Here is an 18,055-nt window from a genome sequence, read left to right on the forward strand (position 1 = left end):
TTTCGGTGAATAGGAAAAAGAGACATTAATCTCTCTAACCCATCATCTGAACCTTCAACTTGATCTAACATATAACTCGTTGCACGACCACTTTCTTTTAACATGTAGTATTGACTATCATATTTCATTTTCTTGCCATTATACGATTTGTCTTCAAATCGACTATCTCTCAACCTATTGACAATTCTGAATATTGAAAAAACATATGGCCACCAGAAGCACTTTAGGCAGCCATTGTAGTAATAGTCTATTATTCAAAAGCCGAACCAATTGACCATTCATCTACCCGCTGAAAACTCAAACCTGTGAGATTCGCCTCACGAAGTGCCTGCACAACTGTTTCATGAAACAGGAATTTTGGCTTCTCTTCCAATGTGAATACTAAACGTTTTTCTAGAGGTATTTTATCTAGTACATTTTCATCTAATGATAATACTTCTAGAATAAAATCATCATCCACATAAGTTCCATCAATTTTTGATCTACCTTTATGAATTGCCTGATAGTTATTCCATATATGCATATAGTAATGTTCTGACCAAGTTTTATTTCCGCTAACAATATTTGTTTGGTAAAAATCCACACCCGGCAAATTGAACCCTTGCAACACCTGCATGAATTTTTCTGAAACTAATTGCTCTGCAGTCTCATGATAATCTGATGGTGTAAAAAAATCTGGATTTCCCTCAATAATTTCAACCACACCAGGACCAAGAACACGATGTTTAATTGAACGAATCGACATCAAATGCCTTAACCCCTGATCAGAAGTTCTTTTTTGTTCTAGCATGTAGCTGGATGAGTTACCACTTTCTCTTAAAAAGTAATAATCGCTATCATATTTCATTATTTACGACTTCCGATGCGTTTGGATATGCTGGTCACTTGCTATGTCCCTTCGATGAAATCAAACAGAAGTACTGTATCACTTAGTAAGCTTAAAATTCGTTTTCACTAAAATTCCGCCACTTCTTGTGGCGGAAAATGTACTCATAAAATAATTTTAAATAAAAGCACTATTGGGGCCCCAATCCTGAACATTCAAGAACCCAACACCAGTTAACCCTGCTGCCTTTAATGCAACGACAACCGACTCATGATATAGATAATGAGGCTTTTCGTTTAGTCTAAAGACAAGCCGTTCATTTAAAGGTACTTTGTCTAACACATCTTCATTTAAGCACATTTTTTCCAACTGAAAGCGATCATTTTCATACGTTCCATCATAAACAGAACGTTTTGGGTGCAAAGCTCGATGATTTTGCCAGACATGAAGTAGATAATGGCCATCCCAAGTCCGCCCCCTGTTTTCAATATATGTTGGATAGAAATCCACTCCGGGGAGCTGAAAGGACTCTAATACCTGTTTGAATTTATCTGAAACCAGACCAGAAGGTAAAACTTCATGATAATCACAAGGGTTGAAATGCCCATCATCACCATAGGTAATATGTACATATCCTGGGCCGAGAACTTTGCGTTTTATTGAACGCATCACTAACAAATCATCAAGACCTTCATCTGATTTCTCACTTTCAGATAACATATATGAACCAGATAAAGAATCACCCGTCAATAAATAATATTGACTATCATATTTATTTTCGTACATGTAATTTCCCAATGAACAGACTCAGCCACAGCCCTCTGAGTCAAGGTTCATTAAATCCAGAAGTATCTATCATTAAAGCCCCACTGAAGGGGCCAATATCAATAACATATTTATATCAATTACAAATCATCATAGGAATCATCATCGTCGTCTTCAAAGGCAGAACCGATAGACCAGCTATCTACACGACGAAAGCCTAAACCACTGAGGTCAGCGGCTCTGAGGGCTGCAACGACAGATTCATGGAACAAAAAAACAGGTTTTTCTTCCAAGGTGAAAACAAGCCTTTTTTCTAAAGGGACTTGGTCAAGGACTTTTTCATCTAAGGACAGTTTCAACAGGGTAAATCTGTTCCTAACATAAGTTCCTAATATTTCACTTCGTTTTTTATCAATCGCTTTATGATGATTCCAGATATGCATGTAATAGTGTTCTGACCAAATTTTATCTCCATTGACGATATTTGTTTGATAAAAATCTACGCCTGGTAAGTTAAACGGTACCAGAACTTGTCTGAATTTTTCAGATACCAGCTGCTCTGCGGTTTCATGATAGTCACACGGTTGAAATTTGTCGCGATTTCCTTCTGTAATTTCAACGATTCCAGGTCCAAGGACATGACTTTTCAATGACCATAGAGACATTAAATGGTCTAACCCTTCATCAGAATTCTCCGCCATATCTAGCATATAAACACTAGAGTCATAATTTTCTTCCAATATATAGTACTGGCGATCATATTTCATGATTACAGCTTCCGGTGAATCCGAATATGTTGATCTGCATGCTGAATCTTATACGCCAAATCTGGATGAAAATATAATGCCTCATCATCATAAGCCAACCAAACTTGTTCTCCAGATTGAATGGCAGCCGCTACCCTATGCAATGGCTTTGCCTGAACAAACTCGTATTCCCAATCCTCTTCATCGAAACGTACCATAGCCGGCAGGGTATCGATATTCTCAGTAATCTCTAATTCATCGCTTATGTAAACGCCAGGAAAAAGAGTGAAATCAAGGATAACTCTTGGCTCGTCTGAATAAAATTTTGTCTTTGCCACTTCCGCAAGTGGACCCTGTTGTTGAAAGCTTTGTTTGATCCAGTTTTCCATTAGACGATCTCCACAGGGAAAGCAACAACACCGGTGATATTGTTTTCTTCAATGATATTTTTAACTTTCTCGTTGATAACAATTGAGCTACTAAATTCTTTGATTCTGAATATATCATGATTAATATCAACTTTATTTACTTTATTTGAGTCAAATACCATATCCATGATAAAGCCATATGTCTCAAAATAATCACTATAGCTACTAGCTTGTGATTTAACGACGTCTAATAGTGAATACGTCGGAAATACATTCATATGAAAATAATCGTGATATTGATTTCCATCAACATCTACAACAACAGGAATAAATTGAACACCCGAAATAAAATGCTTAATAAAAATATTGACTAAACGTTGATTTGGTATGAAGTCTATAGCTTTAAGCACATCAGACATATTACGCTGTCGATATACTTTCCTAACTTTTATTAAAGGGGCATCAGAATACATTTTAATTGACAAATCACTTTTATCAAGAATATTCCTATGCTTGTTATCAAAAGCAAATGAAGCTTCGTCACTTATAAAGTCACTTTTTAATTGATAATATTTCACTTAGCCTCCAATTTTTGCCTTGTTATTTTTCGATAGTAATTTTTGATTTTTATCAAAATCTAAGAACTGATGCCTTGTGTGATTTTTACGATGTTCACACATTTCTACTTCTGTATTGGTTTTTTCTGATTCAAGTAACTGGTCGCGGCAGCCCGCATTACCTGGATGATAATCTTTACCGAACTTTTTAGGTAAACTAATTATCCCTTCATGCTTAAACTCATTAATCAGACTTAACATATCAACTGATATACGATTCATCCTTTCTCTTATAAGTTTTCTAGCACCTTGCATATCATTACAATATTTTGAAGATTGAATTTCATTTCCAAGTTCATCAAGCCTTCTAAACACCTCATCCGTATAAGGTGACGGATGACCACTATTATGCAACGGTACTCCAAGAGCACAAGCTAGCTCAGGAACTCTTGGCAGAACTGTAACATTATATTTCTCATTTATGTTATATCCAACTTGAGGTAATAATTCATATAAGAATTCACTATCTTCCATTTCATTAATCGTAATAATATGGTGTGCGGCTAATACATTCGATGGATAGCTCGCATCATGCTCTGGACGGCGCCAATTACCATGCTCATCTTTATCTGCACTTCTTGCCCACCAATCATGTTCAATGGGTTTAATGCCTAAATATTTCCACGGTGAATGTTGCCGCTGCTCTTTATCAGAACCTTTTCCTGTGTATCCTCTGCGAGTAAAGCCATACTCCCTGTCAGTTTCTTTATACAACTTGCCTTTATAGCCATCGTGCTTGCAAAGATTCTTAGTTTTCTTTTTCGGCTTTTTACCTTTTTTCAGTACTTTCTTGCCACATAACGGACAAGGCTCTCCATTTCGGCGTTCAAGATGAGTTTCATTGTCTCTTTCATGCTGTTTTTTAGGGTGATAATTCAGCATTTTCTTATTGTTTTCGAAGATCTTCATCAGCACCTTGATCAAGCCTTCCATGCCCTTACCTGCGTTACGGGCTGTGACCACTCCCGTCATTGCTGCAGCAGCAATTGGTGCGCCAACTCCAGCACTAACAGCTCCCGCGACGGCTGTACTGCCTGCAACAGCTGCTATATCTATCCCTTTTTGGGTCATTTGAGATACAGTAAAACGAGCCAGCTCATCTGGTGGCATGGATTCCATGAAACGGCGTGGCAGGCTGGCAAGATATTGTCGTGTCTCTGGATCCGAGGCCAGTAGCAATAAAACTTCCATCGCCATACTGGCTTGCTGCAAACCCAGCTTGGCACGATCAACATGCTTTAGTTTACGTTGAAGGATGTCAATTTCACCCTTGTAAATGGCTTCCACGAGGACATCGATACCAATATCTGCCGCTTCCATCAGCTCGCCAAATTCGCCAAAATCTGGGATATATTCGGTAACGCCTGTGCTTACACCCAATCCTGCACTTTTCGCATAAGACCAGCTTTGCTCCAGGAAAGACAAGTCATCAAAGGCATCTTTGCGGCTTTCCATCTCAGCTAATTCGGCTTCAACAGAGGCCTTCACCAATGCAAACGTTTCAGGCGCAACGTCAACTGCCATTGCTGCCTGCCGGTGTGCTATCGGTTTAAAATCTTCAACCATATTATCGAGTGCTTCTGATAACTGATTTTTCAGCTCGGCTTGTTCCTTTTCTGCCTTTTTCGCTGCTTCTTTGTCACCAAACGTCACTTCTGCGCCAACTTGAGGTACGCCGTACAGCATCACACTGCCGTTCGCATCCAGCTTTCCTTCCTGTTTTTCGCCATTGGCGAACATGACAGAGTAAGGCACATAACCTGCTGGCGTTTGCTCAATGTCATCGTAGGTCAGTCGAATCGCCAGCGGCGCTGGCAATGCGTTCAGCGAGTGCACCACATCGGTAATGCTGCCGCCCTGCGTGGTGCGCTGGTTATTGGTCGGCACCACCATGATGTTTTCGCCCTTGCTGCGGATGGTGGCGATTTTCTGTTTCAGGCCGTTCATCGCCGCTGAAATGTCATCAGGCAGGTTTTTACGGACCGTTTTCACCGATTCCCGATGGGCTTTGATGTTGTTTGAGATATAGGTATATCCACGGGTATCTGAGTGAAAAAGGATCGTTTCCAGCCGGGCATCCGTTTTTTCCAGAATGCTGCCGCATTCGCGACTGAGCAGGGTTGCCTTGGCGTCCCAGTCCAGGTTGTCCAGCCACTCACTCGGGTTGCCAGTGCCCAGATGACGCATGGAAGCCAGCAGGTTGTTGCCGGATTCCTCTTTGTGATAATTGACGAACAGATCAAACAAGACGCCGTCTGCTTCCAGTATCGGCAGCATGGTGCTGATCAGACCGAGGATGTCCTGCTCCGACACAGGCTGCTGGTCAAAGAAGTTGATCAGTCGCGCTGCGATCTCTTCTGCCTGACCCGGTTTGGGGTTCAATGGCAGGTGGGTGCGAATCTCCACTTCCAGCATGTGGCGAAATTCAAGGCTGTCTGCCAGCGTTTCGCCCAAATAACCCCAGTGACGCTCTTGCAGATCGCCTCTTGGGACCCAGAATGGCACGCACATATGCGATGCGCGGTCAAAAAACACCTCGTCATCAAGCGTGGCTTTTTCAGGATTGGCAGGGCGAGGATAATTGATTTTATAAGGCGCTGGCGCTTCACCGTATTCAACGGTGCAGCCTTTGGTGGGCAAGCCATCAACGATGGCTTCACCTGCGTTGTTCAATGTGCCTTCTGCCAGAACAGCACCGGATTCATCTTTCAGTTTGAAAGGGGCATTGGCGAGCGGTTTACCGGACGTGTAACGACATTGAACACGCAGCGCATGGGTTTTATCTTCATCTGGCTGAACGGTCACCGACGGATTTTCACAACCAAAACACATAGTATTGCCTGCGTTCATGGTCATCATGTCGGTTTTACGAGCCACCCCGACACCTTCAATTTTCACTGTGGAAGATGCCGTGGTGAATTTGGCTTCCGCTTCGGTCGTACCGGACACAATGCCTTTTTTATCGCCGCCTGCATCGCCGGTGCTGCACGAAAACTGGCTGCTTTTCAGTGCAATGCTGTTACCACCATCGGCGGTGACTGTTGTGCTTCCATCGGCCAGATCGGCCGACTTGGCATTGTTTCCGTAAGGGATAGGAACAACGGGTGGCCCGACCGTTGTCATACATACATCAGGGACGGCAGCATTCGCTTCACCGCCAGACCCTTTATGAACAATACTCAGACCATCAGCACTGATAGTGACTCCCATGACGCTTTCCTCGCAACACAGACTAATTAATAGCCATTATTCTACCAGATGCCCATCACTCTATCCCATTGATAAAAAATAGGAAATACTAGTCAATATGACTTTTTACCCAGTCAATCTGACAGTTGTTCAATTCTTGTGAGGAATATCAAGATAACAACTAAAAAGTCTGGATTTGCCTCGCAACACGACTATACACAGTGAAAATAGAAGACGGTCATCAGTCTGCCTGTATCTGATAAATCATGGTCGTTGAGCCAGAAAAGCCAACAAGCCATTTCAGATAAGGAAAACGATCGGTTCTGACCGGAAGGAAACCTTTTTCGTCATACAGTTTTCTGGCTCTTGGGTTACTGTCGATAACGTCGAGCCGCACTTTCTGATACTGATTTTCACTGGCATACGCAATAATGTGCGATAGCAGTTTCGAACCGAGCCCCAGGCCACGACAAGCAGGATCCACCACGATGCCGTCCATGATCAGCTCTTTGGGATCAGGCTTGCGTTCAAACAAATTCAGGACAACCGCTGCCCAGGTTCCGCGCCAGACGCCCAGTACTCGCCATAACCGTCTTAAGGTTATCCCGCCCGTCAGTGATCCCTGCGCTGTCTGATACCCGGCAATCCCCACGATGTTTCCATTCGCTATTACCACAAAAGAAAAATCCGGATTAAAGGATTCAGCCAGTAAATGAATCCGCTGCGCTTTGCTGGGAATCGCGGCTTTAAACTTATGTCCAAACGCATTTTCATACAGTGAGGCAACGGCTAAAGCATGGGACGCATGCCAGCCTTGCTGAATCATTGAATAGTCCATGGAAAAACCTCTGAGCAGCCTTTTTGCAGGAAATAATAACCCGGGCAGCATTGACTTTAATCGACAAAACATCGTCATCAAAACGAGATAACGCTATGCGTGCGCCAAGCCACACAATACGCAATCAGATGTCTATATTAGGGTACAGGATCACATATCCTGCAAAGTCATTGCCCCCCCAGTGACGCCGCCTGGTTATGCCTTAGATAATCAATATCCGCCAGATAAGCTGCGTGGTGATTCGGGACAGGCATGAAACCCCTGTTGGTGCAGATAACGTAACAAGCGGTGAACCGTCGCAGACCAAATTATTGATTGGTCAGATCAGTCAGCACCTGCAAAGCCAGGTCTGCTTTGTCCGCCGGTACAAAGACGTGATCGTGATAATACGCGGCAATCACATTGGCGCTGATGCCATGCTTTGCCAACGCAGTAGACACCGCCGCCGTCAGCCCAACGGCTTCGAGGCTGGAATGTACCGTCAGTGTGATACAGCGAAAGGTCGATTCATACTTCATGGCACCCTTTTCAGCCGCCTGAGCCGTGACCACCAGCGTTAACCCTTCCTGCTCCTGAAATGTCGCCAGAGGCGCATACTGAAGATACTCGGTAATATCCCCGTTGACCGTACAAAATACATATTCTTCTTCCCGCGTTACCGGCGACATGGTTTGCAGCAGCCGTTTTAAATCCATGATTCCTGACATATTTCCTCCCAGCCCTGTCATCATGCTCTGTGATCAATAGTTACGTAAGCTGTTTGTACATCACGTAGCAATCGACCAAGCCTTTATTTTTGTGCCGGTAGGCGCCCGGTAAGGTGCCGACTATCTCAAAACCCAGCTTCTGCCAGAGTTTCACGGCAACCTCATTGGTCGATACCACTGAATTAAACTGCATTGCGCTGAACCCCAGCTCAAGCGCCACTTGTTGTGAATGCTCGCACATGGCACGCGCAACGCCTTTGCCCCGCGCTGCCGGCGTTACCATATAGCCGCAATTACAAACATGGTTTCCCGGCCCCATGGCATTGGCTTTGAGATAATAAGAGCCCAGCACTGTGCCGTCTTGCACGCATACAAATGTCTTTAGCGGCAACTCGCCCCACAAGGTAAAAGCTTGCTCACGACTCATCTCCGGATCAAAGGCGTAGGTTTCCTGCGCCTGAATAATGCGCCTGAAATCTGGCCAGAATTGTTCGAAATCGGCGGCATCCATTTCACGTATCAGCATGTCTGTGTTCCCTTTACTGTTATTGACTGAATTTACGACGAAAACCTCTGGCTGTCATGCCTTGGTATAACGTAAACAGACACGCAAAAACAATAGATGGTAAAGACAATCGCGTCGATGGCCGTTTACGGAAAAGCGCGGCTTTGCCCTGTGATGCAGGGTGAAATATTTAAATGATTTGAGGAATCAGGCTGATGTATTTGACGTCAGAGAAGGTAAAGATGAAGTAATCTGAAGCGAAAAAAATCGGGGCTGTGAAGCCCCGCACTCAAGGAACCATTGTTCAGTTTCTTATTATAATTCCGTTGGCTTACGGCATGATGCCGCAAGGCCTTATACCTTAAGAGTATCCAATCGTTCTAAATATGGCGAGCGATCACCCTGATATTGCGGAAAAATCACGTTATGATCACGGTAACTCTTCAAAATTTATCCCAACCCAAGCACAGCACGAGCGCTGGTACGGCGTACTCGGTTTAAATCCAGAGCCAGTTCAATCAATTATGCTGTACTGCCAGCCTGATACCTGTCTGCGACAGACCTGACCGGGTTCACCGGCACTGAGCCTCTATGGCAGGGCTGAAAAGCATACCTTTTCCTATATCGGCTGACAATTTCTCCTTGCGGATTTATTGCCTGAACAGTTTGAATGCCTGATTCTGGCGGATTCGTCACGCTGGCGAAAGGATTTCATCAACGACCGATCCGCTTTAATCAGCCCACCCCACGCGCTTATCGCCAGGACATCCGACAGAAACTGGTTTTATTATTGCCATTATCTTCCAGGATGAGATCGAACGGCAATAAAGCGGTATCTAAAGCAGCCGACGTCACTATATCTGCAACGGAAAGTGGAATAGTGACAACAATGATGGGTGGAAATGCCAGAAGCGCATAAACATTACAGTCTGCATTATCTACAGCATATTCAAGGCCACCGTAAGGCTGCCCGACCTGATAACCCGAGCCAACTCTCGACGCGATACTTGAACAACCGGTTAATATACAAACGTATAGCAATAGACTGACCCATTTCATGAATACATATGCCTTTGATTTTATTCAACATGAGCCTTCTATATCATGTTTTTCAATCAAAGCGTTCTGCCATAGAAACTTATGGAGTGCATCTCGCAAGAAAAACGGCCCCGCAGGGCCGTTGTCATTCATATATGGAGAGCAAGTATTATTAACATTTGTTCATTGCCATTGGGTTTTATGCCTGCTGCCGGGCAGCACGACTTTTTGCCCGTATCAGTCGTCCCCCTAAAATACAGCATGTCAAACCGAGAAAAATCAGTCCTGCGCCTGCCATTTCTGTTTCAGTCATGCGCTCGTTCAGTACCAGTGTGGATGTGAACATCCCGACGACGGGAATGAGCAAAGCAAAAGGCGTCACTGTGGCTGCGGGATAGCTTTTCAGTAAATGCCCCCACAATGCGAAGGCCAGCAACGTTGAAATATAGCTCACGTAAAGCAGTGCCAGCCATGTGTCCGACGTGGCAGCGAGCAGCACATCCAAAGGCTGTGCCGTTTCTGTGAAATACGAGATTAACAGCAAAGGCAGCGGAGGAACCACACTGACCCATACCATAAAGTGAAGCAAATTGACGCCTTGCATCCGCTTCATCATGGTGTTGGCGGTTGCCCAGCAAAAAGCGGCCGCCAGAATCATCATCAGGCCCATGGCCGTAATGTTGCCGTCGGCATCAAGAAAAAACAGCCCAAAACCTGCCACGGCAACCAGGATGCCGAGTGCCTGATACCGACTGACCATTTCTTTATATAGTAAGACACTCAAACTAATAGTGAAAAACACCTGAGCTTGCAATATCAGGGATGATAAGCCGGCTGAAGCATCCGCTTTCATGGCGATAAACAGTAAGCCGAATTTCAGCACACCCAGAAATACGCCGACACCCAGCACATTCCATACGGACGTTTTCGGGAAGGGGATGAAAAACACAGCCGGGACAGCCACCACAGCAAATCGTAATGCAGAAAATAATATCGGCGGCAGTGTTTCCAGCCCTATCTTAATGACAGAAAAATTGACACCCCAAATGACGACAACCAGCAGCGCAATAACCATGTCCCTTGATTTCATTTACCCGTTCCTTCTTCGAGCTTCGCGTTCATGCTTTATACACGACAAACTCACCTTTACCGACAGGCAACAGACAGGTCGTTAACCCTTCCCGGCGGCACAGATAGTCGGTGAAGGCTTCGAGTTCATGACGATGTGAAATCGCATTGTCACACACTAATACCCCACCGGCTGAGAGTTTACTTAGCAGCAGGTCAATATAATCCATGTAAGCTGAACGATCGGCGTCGAGAAAAATAAAATCAAAGCTCAGATCTGTGCTTTGTATGAATTCGCCGGCATCTGCCTGAATCTGTTCGATACGATCCTGTAATCCGGCCCGTACGAAGTTTTCTGTCGCCATTGTGATTTTATCTGTCTGCTTTTCAACGGTTACCACTTTGCCTGCAGCGGGCAGTGACGAAGCCAGCCACAGGGTTGAGTAACCATTGGACGTGCCAATTTCCAGTACATTCACAGCACGTGTCGCCTTCACCATGACAGAGAGGAACTCACCTGTGTCCCGGGTAATATTCAGCAGTTTTTTCGATCGGTCTGATTCAGTTGCGTCATTTTGTTCACCTAACGCCTCTAACTCAGCCAGTAATAATGCTAACGACATCCATTTCTCCCCGCTCATCATTTCGTGCGGATCAAACATCCGCCCAACAATCATATGAACATGGAAACATATCAATGGCATCACATTTCATCAACTATAACCGCGTATAGCAGACATAAAAAAAAGGCTGCCAAAGGCAGCCAAGCATCACAACTTATAGGGTTTGGTAACCCATTCTTATACCGTTCAACATCTTTCTGTTACTGGCAGATTGATGTATCAGTATAAAGAGACGACTGTATGATGCTGAGTATTAAACATTATTTTGTCAGAGAGCACGGCGTTATCCGATTTTCTTTGTACCCGCACATCACAGGATAAGTCCCCGCCTGCTTGAGATCCGGGGAATCCTCCAGCACATGATCTTTATAATGACGCCAGGTGTATTCCGCCATCAGCACACAGTAGCGGGGATCGGTATCTTTTTCGCACTGCTGCCTTGCCCGTAACAATGCCGACATCTCTACTTCGCACTGATAAATCTGGGCCTCATCCTTGTAAAGCTCTCTGCACAGCGACAAAGGCTCCTCGGCGGCGTTTGCTTGCACGGCATTTTGCGAAATATCCCGCCAATGTACCTGAGATGAAGAACAGGCCGTGAGCAAACAGAAAAACGGTATGATCAGCAACCACTGAAATCGCATTGTCAGCCCTTCCTTTTGCATTGAACGCTATAAAATGGCGACCGTTCAGGAAAAATTCATAAATGCACAATAGTGAATGCAAAAGGTGATGGGCGACTCAGTGCGGCAGCCATAACGGCTTATTCGTGATAACAAGGACACCTGCCCGGCATGCAGACAGGCCGGATAACACATCAGCGTGCAATTAATAAGTAAGCTAATTACAGATACGGCAGGTGCTCGCCTTCATCTGAGCACCTGCCGACGCGCGTGGGACACCGCAATCAAACGTTTAACCAGCACAGATTTTTTACTGTCCGCTGCCGTTTCCAGATCACGTAACAAGCGGGTAATTTCTGCGTCAAGGTAACGGGCATTTTTGGTTCGGATCAAGGAACGAATCACCTTCTCGGCGTTATCAGGCAAAGGCTGCTCAATGGCCCACAGGTAGCTGTAAGCAGCAGTGTTGACATGATTGGCCTGACTGGCCTTGGCATGGTTAAGGCTATGGTTGTTTGCCCTGGATAGCGTTTTGTGTGGCGTGCGACTGCTCGCACTTTGCGCTGCATCTGCGGCCCGGCCGACACGTTCATAATACCTTTCCGTCACCGGGTATTGTGCAGCGGGTAATGGCCCGTTCTGATACAGGGCTGGCCCAATGGCTTTGGCCTGCTCAATGGCGGCTTCCCGAACGAAGGTACTGGCATTACGTTTGCCTTTCTTTTCCGCATCGGTGTAATAGACAGCCGAATACGCTTTCGCCCGCGTTAACGCAACATAAGCCAATCGCCGCTCTTCTTCCTTATCTGTTTTCATGTCTGTGGCTGCCGGATTACGATACGGAAAGGCATCTTTATCCCAGAACGGCAGGAACACACGCTGGTATTCACACCCTTTTGCCCGGAATATAGTGGTGACTTGCACGCTGGCCGAACGCGGCTTCTGATCTGCCTGTCCCTGACCGGTATCGCGGGATTGCGCCGTGTAGAACTCAAAATACTGTAAGGCTTTTTCGCAGCGTTGATCCATAGACTCCAGCACGGTTGATACCGCATCCAGCCTGTCTATCGCTTCTTCTATCTCACTGGCTGTGGCTTCGGTTTTCCATATCCAGCTGTCCAGCCCGCTTTCGCGCCGATACTGCTCAAACACATCAAATGCTTTCTGCCCGCCTTTGCGCTGCAACCGGGTAAAAAGCTCAAGGCGTTCAATCAGGTTATCCAGTTTCAGATTAGGGTTCACCTGGGCATGTCGCTCAGCAAAACCAACCCAGCGACTATCCGGTATTTTCACCAGTTGATCACATAATGGTCTGAGCGCTTTATTGGGTACGTAACAATGGGGAAACGACAGCAGGCTGAACAGCAGTGCGGATCTGTCCTGATCATTTAACTGGGCAAATCGCCCGATGGCCAGGGTCATGACTTCCATCAGTAAGCGCACTTCGCGGCTGTTTGCCAGCACAGAAGGTACAGGCATGTGGTACGGAATCTGTTTGCTGAGAAACGCCAGTTCAAACAGCAGCGTCTGAGACCAGCGCCTGACCAGAATGGCGATGTCGTCCGGCTGACCACCCTGTTCAATATACGCCTGTACCGCACTGACAATTTCCCCCACCTGCCGGGGCGAGCCTATCAGGTTAACCTGAGTATCAGGGATATTGTCAGCGGGCACGGTCAGAAAATCTGAAAAGCGTGCCTGGTTATGCGCAATCAGATGGCTGGCGGCCAGCGCCAGGCTATGACCAAAGCGAAAAGTCTGCGACAGCGAATAGACCTGCGCGGGGGCAAAGTCACGTTCGAAATTCAGCATGAACTGCGGCGCACTGCCCCGCCAGGTGTAAATGCACTGATCCACATCGCCCACGGCAATCAGCTGACAGTCAGGCCCAAGCAACTGCTTCAGTAACCGGTACTGCGCATTGTTGATATCCTGAAATTCATCTACCACCAGTAATCGGCACTGTTGCTGACAATGCGCACGCAGTGAGGCATTTTGTTCAAGCAGTGACACGACAGTCACCAGCCAGTCATCAAAAAACAGTAACTTCTGCGCCTGCCGCAAGTGTTCAAAGGCTGTGTAGGCATCCAGAATGAAGCGATAGTCATTGTTGATGCCCGCCATGGCAAATACTTCATGAGGCGGCAACATATGCGCTTTCACCAGACCGACAAAACTAAGCAGCAGTTCAAGGGTTTTCGGCTCTTTCAATTGCTGCTGTTTGCTGTAAGCCGTCTCTTTCCCCGCCATTTGTCGCAGCACTTGTTTCGCCAGACTTTTGTCGTTTTCGCCGGGATTGAAATCAACACGGTATCCGGTTTCAGCCAGGTAACCCGACTGATTCAACACCCGCAGACAGAAACTGTGGAAGGTATGAACAGGGACAGGCTGAGTAATGCCGGACTGGTTGAGTTTCTGCTGAAAATCACGGCGTATATCGCTGTTAAACATCAGGACCAGCATCTCGCTGGCCGGTCGCATGTCGAGCTGAGTCTGAATCAGGCCGACAAGGGTCGTCGTTTTACCCGTCCCCGCACCGGCAATACATAAGGCATTTCCCTCGCGATGCTGAATAAAACACTGCTGCTCGGATGTAAAATGCATCATGTACCGTTTTTACCTGTTGGTCTGAAAGGACAGTGATTTTGCCACAGTTCGGCCCGTCGCACTAACACCTGTCAGTCTTTTGCGATTACCACTGAAAATTCAGGCAAAATAGCGGTACTGTTGCATTTAGCGTCACTCAGAGAAACATCGAGGCAAACGTTTGCTTTTTTGCTGAAAGGGGAAAACACTTCTGCTATCATCTGCCTCGCCAACAGGATATGCGCTGATTGGGCGACACCCAAACAGCGATTTTCATCGAATTGACTCTTGAAATAGGAACTTCACCATGAGCCTTGCTGATCAAGTTCTTGCTGTAAATGATGATCTCCCAATCCGTACCGACCAGCCGGTTCACAGCGGTAAAGTCCGCTCCGTATACTGGCTGACTGAGGCTGACAGCCGCCGGCTGATTGAAGAGAAAGGCTACAATGTTCGCCCGGATGCGCCTTTGGCAATCATGGTTATCAGCGATCGTATTTCTGCGTTCGACTGCATCTGGCATGGTGAAGGTGGCCTGAAAGGTGTACCGGGTAAAGGTGCAGCACTGAATGCGATTTCCAATCACTGGTTCCGCCTGTTCCGCGAGAAAGGCCTGGCAGACAGCCATATTCTGGATATCCCTCACCCGTTTGTCTGGATCGTTCAGAAAGCCCGCCCAATCAAAGTAGAAGCTATCTGCCGCCAGTACATCACAGGCTCCATGTGGCGTGCCTATGCGAACGGCGACCGTGAATTTTGCGGCATTCAGGTGCCTGATGGCCTGACCAAAGATCAGAAGTTGCCAGAGGTTCTGATCACCCCATCCACCAAAGGGATTCTGCACGACATTCCGGGCGTACCCGCTGTGGATGACGTTAATGTCACGCGCAACGACTTGCTGAACAATTATCAGGCCTTCAATTTCAGCCAGCCAGAAGATATTGATCACTACGAAGTGCTGCTGAAAGAAGGGTTTGCTGTTATCAGCGACGCGTTAGCGCAACTTGACCAGATTTTTGTCGATACAAAATTTGAGTTCGGTTATGTCACCGACGCACAAGGCCAGGAAAAGATGATCTACATGGATGAAGTCGGCACACCGGACTCATCCCGCATCTGGGATGGTCCTTCATACCGCGAAGGCAAGATAGTCGAAAACTCTAAAGAAGATTTCCGCCAGTTACTGCTGAACCACTTCCCTGATCCGGACATTCTGCTGAACAAAGAACGCATGGATGAGCGTGAAGCACTGGCCCGTGACAATGCGCTGCCTGAAGATGTACTGATGCAGGTTTCCCGCATTTACACCGGCATTGCCGAGAAAGTTACAGGCAAAAAAATCGAGCTTAGCGGTAACCCGAAGGAAGAAATCATCACTGTGCTACGCAATGAGTATGGCCTGATCGACTAATATTCCCTTAATGGAATATCAGGGCAGCTTATCGCTGCCCTTTTTCATTGTGTTCTGGGTTAATATTCGGTTCAGGAATGCATTATTCCTCACAAAATCATCCCAAAAATATATTCACCATCACAATTACATATTTTTGCTATTAAGACTTTTCGAGCCAGCGCCGACAATGGGGGAACAATAATAGCAATTGCAGTAGTTGAGGGACTCCATGAAGTTTAGCCACAAAATCGTTGCCACTTCGTCGGCAATACTGTTCGCCGCTTTAGTTCTGCTTTCCGGCATCCAGTACGTTCACACCAGAGACGATGTGCATAAGCTGGTAGACCACAGCATTGATGAAATCGTTTCCGGCGTAAATCAAACCTTAGTCACAGAGATTGCCAGCCGTACGAAATTAGCCAATATCACCGCAGGGATCGTAGAACAAAATTTATCCCCTGATAGCATTCGCCAGATTATCAGCCAGCCTGTACTCAAAGACACCTTTGTGCTGACAGGTGTAGGGTTTGAAAAAGACGGTTCTTCCATTATCAACGACCCGTCCTGGAAGCCAGCACCAGGCTGGGATCCCCGCGCTCGTCCCTGGTATACCCAGGCAAAAGAAGCCGGGCATATGATCATTACATCGCCATACCGGGATTCGGTTACAAACGAAATTCTGGTCTCTTTTGCAGCGCCCATCAAAGACAACGGCCAGTTTACAGGGGCCATCTTCTTTGATGTCAGTATGAGCAAAATTGCCAATCTGATTAACCAGGCTTCTTTGTTTAATGCCGGTTATCTCTTTTTGGTCTCAGAGAAAGGTGTCATCATCGCGCACCCTGACAAAGAGTTTAATGGTAAATCACTGTCGGAAGCGTATCCCGGCATACAAATCTCTGAGCAATCTTTAGACACAGTTTTTGATAATGAATCCGTCAATATCAGTTTCCATCAAGTGCAGGGACAAACACTGTATATAGGTGCAGTCCTGAAAACTGACATCGCGTTTGCCGCTGTCGACCAGATTAAAAACAACGCCATCACCTATTCTCTGCTGTTCATTATTATCGGTATCGTGGCTGTCTTCTTGCTGGTTAAACGCCTGATGCGTCCTTTGGATGTTATCAATCAGGCCATGAAAAACATTGCAACCGGACAGGCCGATCTGACCCAGCGCCTGAGCACCAATACCGAGCCGGAATTTGCGTCACTGGCACAAAGTTTTAATCAGTTCACTGAACGTATGCAGCAACAGATCATACGCTCGCAAGCGCTGAGTAACGACATAATGCAAGGCACTGAGCTGACGGCTCAGGGTGCGAATCGCTCATCCGAGGCCATGAACAGCCAGCTGCAACAGCTTGAGCTGCTGGCAACGGCCATGAATGAAATGGCTTCAACATCGGCTAACGTGGCAGACAATGCGCACAGTGCTGCGTCTGCGGCCTCGGCGGCAGAACTGGCTGCACAAGAAGGCGGCGATATTGTCTCACGGACATCTGTGTCTATTCATGATTTGTCCGATCAAATTGATCAGGCTGTTGATGTCGTCAAGGAGCTGGAGTCTGCCACAGGTAACATTGAACGCATTCTTCAGGTGATCAATGACATTGCCGATCAGACGAACCTGCTGGCACTGAATGCTGCCATTGAAGCTGCAAGGGCTGGCGATTCCGGCCGGGGTTTTGCGGTTGTCGCCGATGAAGTCCGGACACTGGCGCAACGTACTCAGCAATCGACGACCGAAATCCGTCAGATGATTGAGCAACTTCAGGCAGGCGCCAGTTCAGCCACCAGCACCATGGCGCTGAGTAAAAACACGGCCAGCGAAACCGTCGCTACGGCACAGGAAGCCGATGAAGCACTGTCGCGCATCCGTGAAGCCATTCAACAGATCAATGATATGAATATACAAATCGCCTCGGCGGCTGAGGAGCAGAGCCTGGTTGCTGAGGATATTAATGGCAATACCATCAATATTAAGGACTTGTCGGTTCAGGTTGCAGAAACCGCCAATGAAACCAGTGTGGCGATGGAAACCCAGATCAAGAACGTGCGTGAACAAAACGCACTGATGAAGCAGTTTACTGTGTAAGCAATGCAAAGCCGCCGGCAGCGACTGGCGGCTTTGCTTTCACTTTGGTTTTTTCGAAATAACGC

General features: G+C 46.5%; 16 protein-coding genes. 2 read left to right on the forward strand and 14 right to left on the reverse strand.

Going from position 1 to position 18,055, the window contains the following annotated elements; genetic code table 11:
- Window positions 1–250: 250 nt before the first annotated feature.
- The 14 genes from H511_RS0115880 to H511_RS0115950 form a co-directional block, all read right to left on the reverse strand.
- Entirely contained in the window at window positions 251–847 is a 597-nt protein-coding gene (locus H511_RS0115880) for an imm11 family protein (RefSeq protein ID WP_027253188.1), read from the reverse strand.
- A 156-nt stretch (window positions 848–1,003) separates the two neighbouring features.
- Window positions 1,004–1,612: an imm11 family protein gene (locus H511_RS24880; protein WP_036759850.1), complete on the reverse strand. Its 609-nt coding sequence runs from the start codon at window positions 1,610–1,612 to the stop codon at window positions 1,004–1,006.
- A 119-nt stretch (window positions 1,613–1,731) separates the two neighbouring features.
- Window positions 1,732–2,358: an imm11 family protein gene (locus tag H511_RS0115890; protein ID WP_027253190.1), complete on the reverse strand. Its 627-nt coding sequence runs from the start codon at window positions 2,356–2,358 to the stop codon at window positions 1,732–1,734.
- 2 nt (window positions 2,359–2,360) lie between these two features.
- A complete protein-coding gene (locus tag H511_RS0115895; protein WP_027253191.1) occupies window positions 2,361–2,726 on the reverse strand; it encodes a hypothetical protein in 366 nt (121 codons plus the stop codon).
- Complete coding sequence (locus H511_RS0115900) at window positions 2,726–3,283, reverse strand: imm11 family protein (RefSeq protein ID WP_027253192.1); 558 nt, start codon at window positions 3,281–3,283, stop codon at window positions 2,726–2,728. Before H511_RS0115900 ends, H511_RS0115895 begins: the two co-directional genes overlap by 1 nt.
- Window positions 3,284–6,532 carry a PAAR-like domain-containing protein gene (locus H511_RS24185; RefSeq protein WP_051288273.1) on the reverse strand — a complete coding sequence of 1,083 codons (3,249 nt, stop codon included), beginning with the start codon at window positions 6,530–6,532 and terminating at the stop codon, window positions 3,284–3,286.
- Between the two features lie 220 nt (window positions 6,533–6,752).
- Window positions 6,753–7,349 (reverse strand): GNAT family N-acetyltransferase, encoded by a 597-nt coding sequence (locus tag H511_RS0115910; protein ID WP_027253193.1) that lies wholly within the window; start codon window positions 7,347–7,349, stop codon window positions 6,753–6,755.
- 308 nt (window positions 7,350–7,657) lie between these two features.
- Window positions 7,658–8,056: an ACT domain-containing protein gene (locus H511_RS0115915; RefSeq protein WP_027253194.1), complete on the reverse strand. Its 399-nt coding sequence runs from the start codon at window positions 8,054–8,056 to the stop codon at window positions 7,658–7,660.
- Between the two features lie 40 nt (window positions 8,057–8,096).
- On the reverse strand, window positions 8,097–8,579 hold the full coding sequence (locus H511_RS0115920) for a GNAT family N-acetyltransferase (protein ID WP_027253195.1): 483 nt from the start codon (window positions 8,577–8,579) through the stop codon (window positions 8,097–8,099).
- Between the two features lie 735 nt (window positions 8,580–9,314).
- A complete protein-coding gene (locus H511_RS0115930) occupies window positions 9,315–9,620 on the reverse strand; it encodes a YceK/YidQ family lipoprotein (protein ID WP_027253197.1) in 306 nt (101 codons plus the stop codon).
- 178 nt (window positions 9,621–9,798) lie between these two features.
- Window positions 9,799–10,689, reverse strand: coding sequence for an EamA family transporter (locus H511_RS0115935; protein ID WP_027253198.1), 891 nt, complete (start codon window positions 10,687–10,689; stop codon window positions 9,799–9,801).
- A 28-nt stretch (window positions 10,690–10,717) separates the two neighbouring features.
- Window positions 10,718–11,290 carry an O-methyltransferase gene (locus H511_RS0115940; protein WP_027253199.1) on the reverse strand — a complete coding sequence of 191 codons (573 nt, stop codon included), beginning with the start codon at window positions 11,288–11,290 and terminating at the stop codon, window positions 10,718–10,720.
- Window positions 11,291–11,550: 260 nt separating this feature from the next.
- Window positions 11,551–11,934 (reverse strand): hypothetical protein, encoded by a 384-nt coding sequence (locus tag H511_RS0115945; protein WP_027253200.1) that lies wholly within the window; start codon window positions 11,932–11,934, stop codon window positions 11,551–11,553.
- A gap of 225 nt (window positions 11,935–12,159) precedes the next feature.
- A complete protein-coding gene (locus H511_RS0115950) occupies window positions 12,160–14,520 on the reverse strand; it encodes an ATP-dependent helicase (protein ID WP_027253201.1) in 2,361 nt (786 codons plus the stop codon).
- Between the two features lie 286 nt (window positions 14,521–14,806).
- Here H511_RS0115950 and H511_RS0115955 point away from each other — a divergent pair, with 286 nt between their 5' ends.
- Together H511_RS0115955 and H511_RS0115960 are read left to right on the forward strand one after the other, a co-directional pair.
- Entirely contained in the window at window positions 14,807–15,910 is a 1,104-nt protein-coding gene (locus H511_RS0115955; RefSeq protein WP_027253202.1) for a phosphoribosylaminoimidazolesuccinocarboxamide synthase, read from the forward strand.
- A 211-nt stretch (window positions 15,911–16,121) separates the two neighbouring features.
- The gene (locus H511_RS0115960; protein ID WP_027253203.1) at window positions 16,122–17,990 is read left to right on the forward strand and encodes a methyl-accepting chemotaxis protein; all 1,869 of its coding nucleotides are present in this window, start codon (window positions 16,122–16,124) and stop codon (window positions 17,988–17,990) included.
- Window positions 17,991–18,055: the final 65 nt, after the last annotated feature.

Origin of the sequence: Photobacterium halotolerans DSM 18316, from assembly GCF_000425165.1 — a bacterium.
Taxonomy (GTDB): Bacteria; Pseudomonadota; Gammaproteobacteria; order Enterobacterales; family Vibrionaceae; genus Photobacterium; species Photobacterium halotolerans.

Bases quoted from the DNA above. Each gene is read 5' to 3' on its own strand.
- H511_RS0115940 (WP_027253199.1), bottom strand. From the start codon at position 11,290: ATGTCGTTAGCATTATTACTGGCTGAGTTAGAGGCGTTAGGTGAACAA.
- H511_RS0115930 (WP_027253197.1), bottom strand. From the start codon at position 9,620: ATGAAATGGGTCAGTCTATTGCTATACGTTTGTATATTAACCGGTTGT.
- H511_RS24880 (WP_036759850.1), bottom strand. From the start codon at position 1,612: ATGTACGAAAATAAATATGATAGTCAATATTATTTATTGACGGGTGAT.
- H511_RS0115935 (WP_027253198.1), bottom strand. From the start codon at position 10,689: ATGAAATCAAGGGACATGGTTATTGCGCTGCTGGTTGTCGTCATTTGG.
- H511_RS0115915 (WP_027253194.1), bottom strand. From the start codon at position 8,056: ATGTCAGGAATCATGGATTTAAAACGGCTGCTGCAAACCATGTCGCCG.
- H511_RS0115955 (WP_027253202.1), top strand. From the start codon at position 14,807: ATGAGCCTTGCTGATCAAGTTCTTGCTGTAAATGATGATCTCCCAATC.
- H511_RS0115890 (WP_027253190.1), bottom strand. From the start codon at position 2,358: ATGAAATATGATCGCCAGTACTATATATTGGAAGAAAATTATGACTCT.
- H511_RS0115945 (WP_027253200.1), bottom strand. From the start codon at position 11,934: ATGCGATTTCAGTGGTTGCTGATCATACCGTTTTTCTGTTTGCTCACG.
- H511_RS0115950 (WP_027253201.1), bottom strand. From the start codon at position 14,520: ATGATGCATTTTACATCCGAGCAGCAGTGTTTTATTCAGCATCGCGAG.
- H511_RS0115910 (WP_027253193.1), bottom strand. From the start codon at position 7,349: ATGGACTATTCAATGATTCAGCAAGGCTGGCATGCGTCCCATGCTTTA.
- H511_RS24185 (WP_051288273.1), bottom strand. From the start codon at position 6,532: ATGGGAGTCACTATCAGTGCTGATGGTCTGAGTATTGTTCATAAAGGG.
- H511_RS0115895 (WP_027253191.1), bottom strand. From the start codon at position 2,726: ATGGAAAACTGGATCAAACAAAGCTTTCAACAACAGGGTCCACTTGCG.
- H511_RS0115880 (WP_027253188.1), bottom strand. From the start codon at position 847: ATGAAATATGATAGCGATTATTACTTTTTAAGAGAAAGTGGTAACTCA.
- H511_RS0115960 (WP_027253203.1), top strand. From the start codon at position 16,122: ATGAAGTTTAGCCACAAAATCGTTGCCACTTCGTCGGCAATACTGTTC.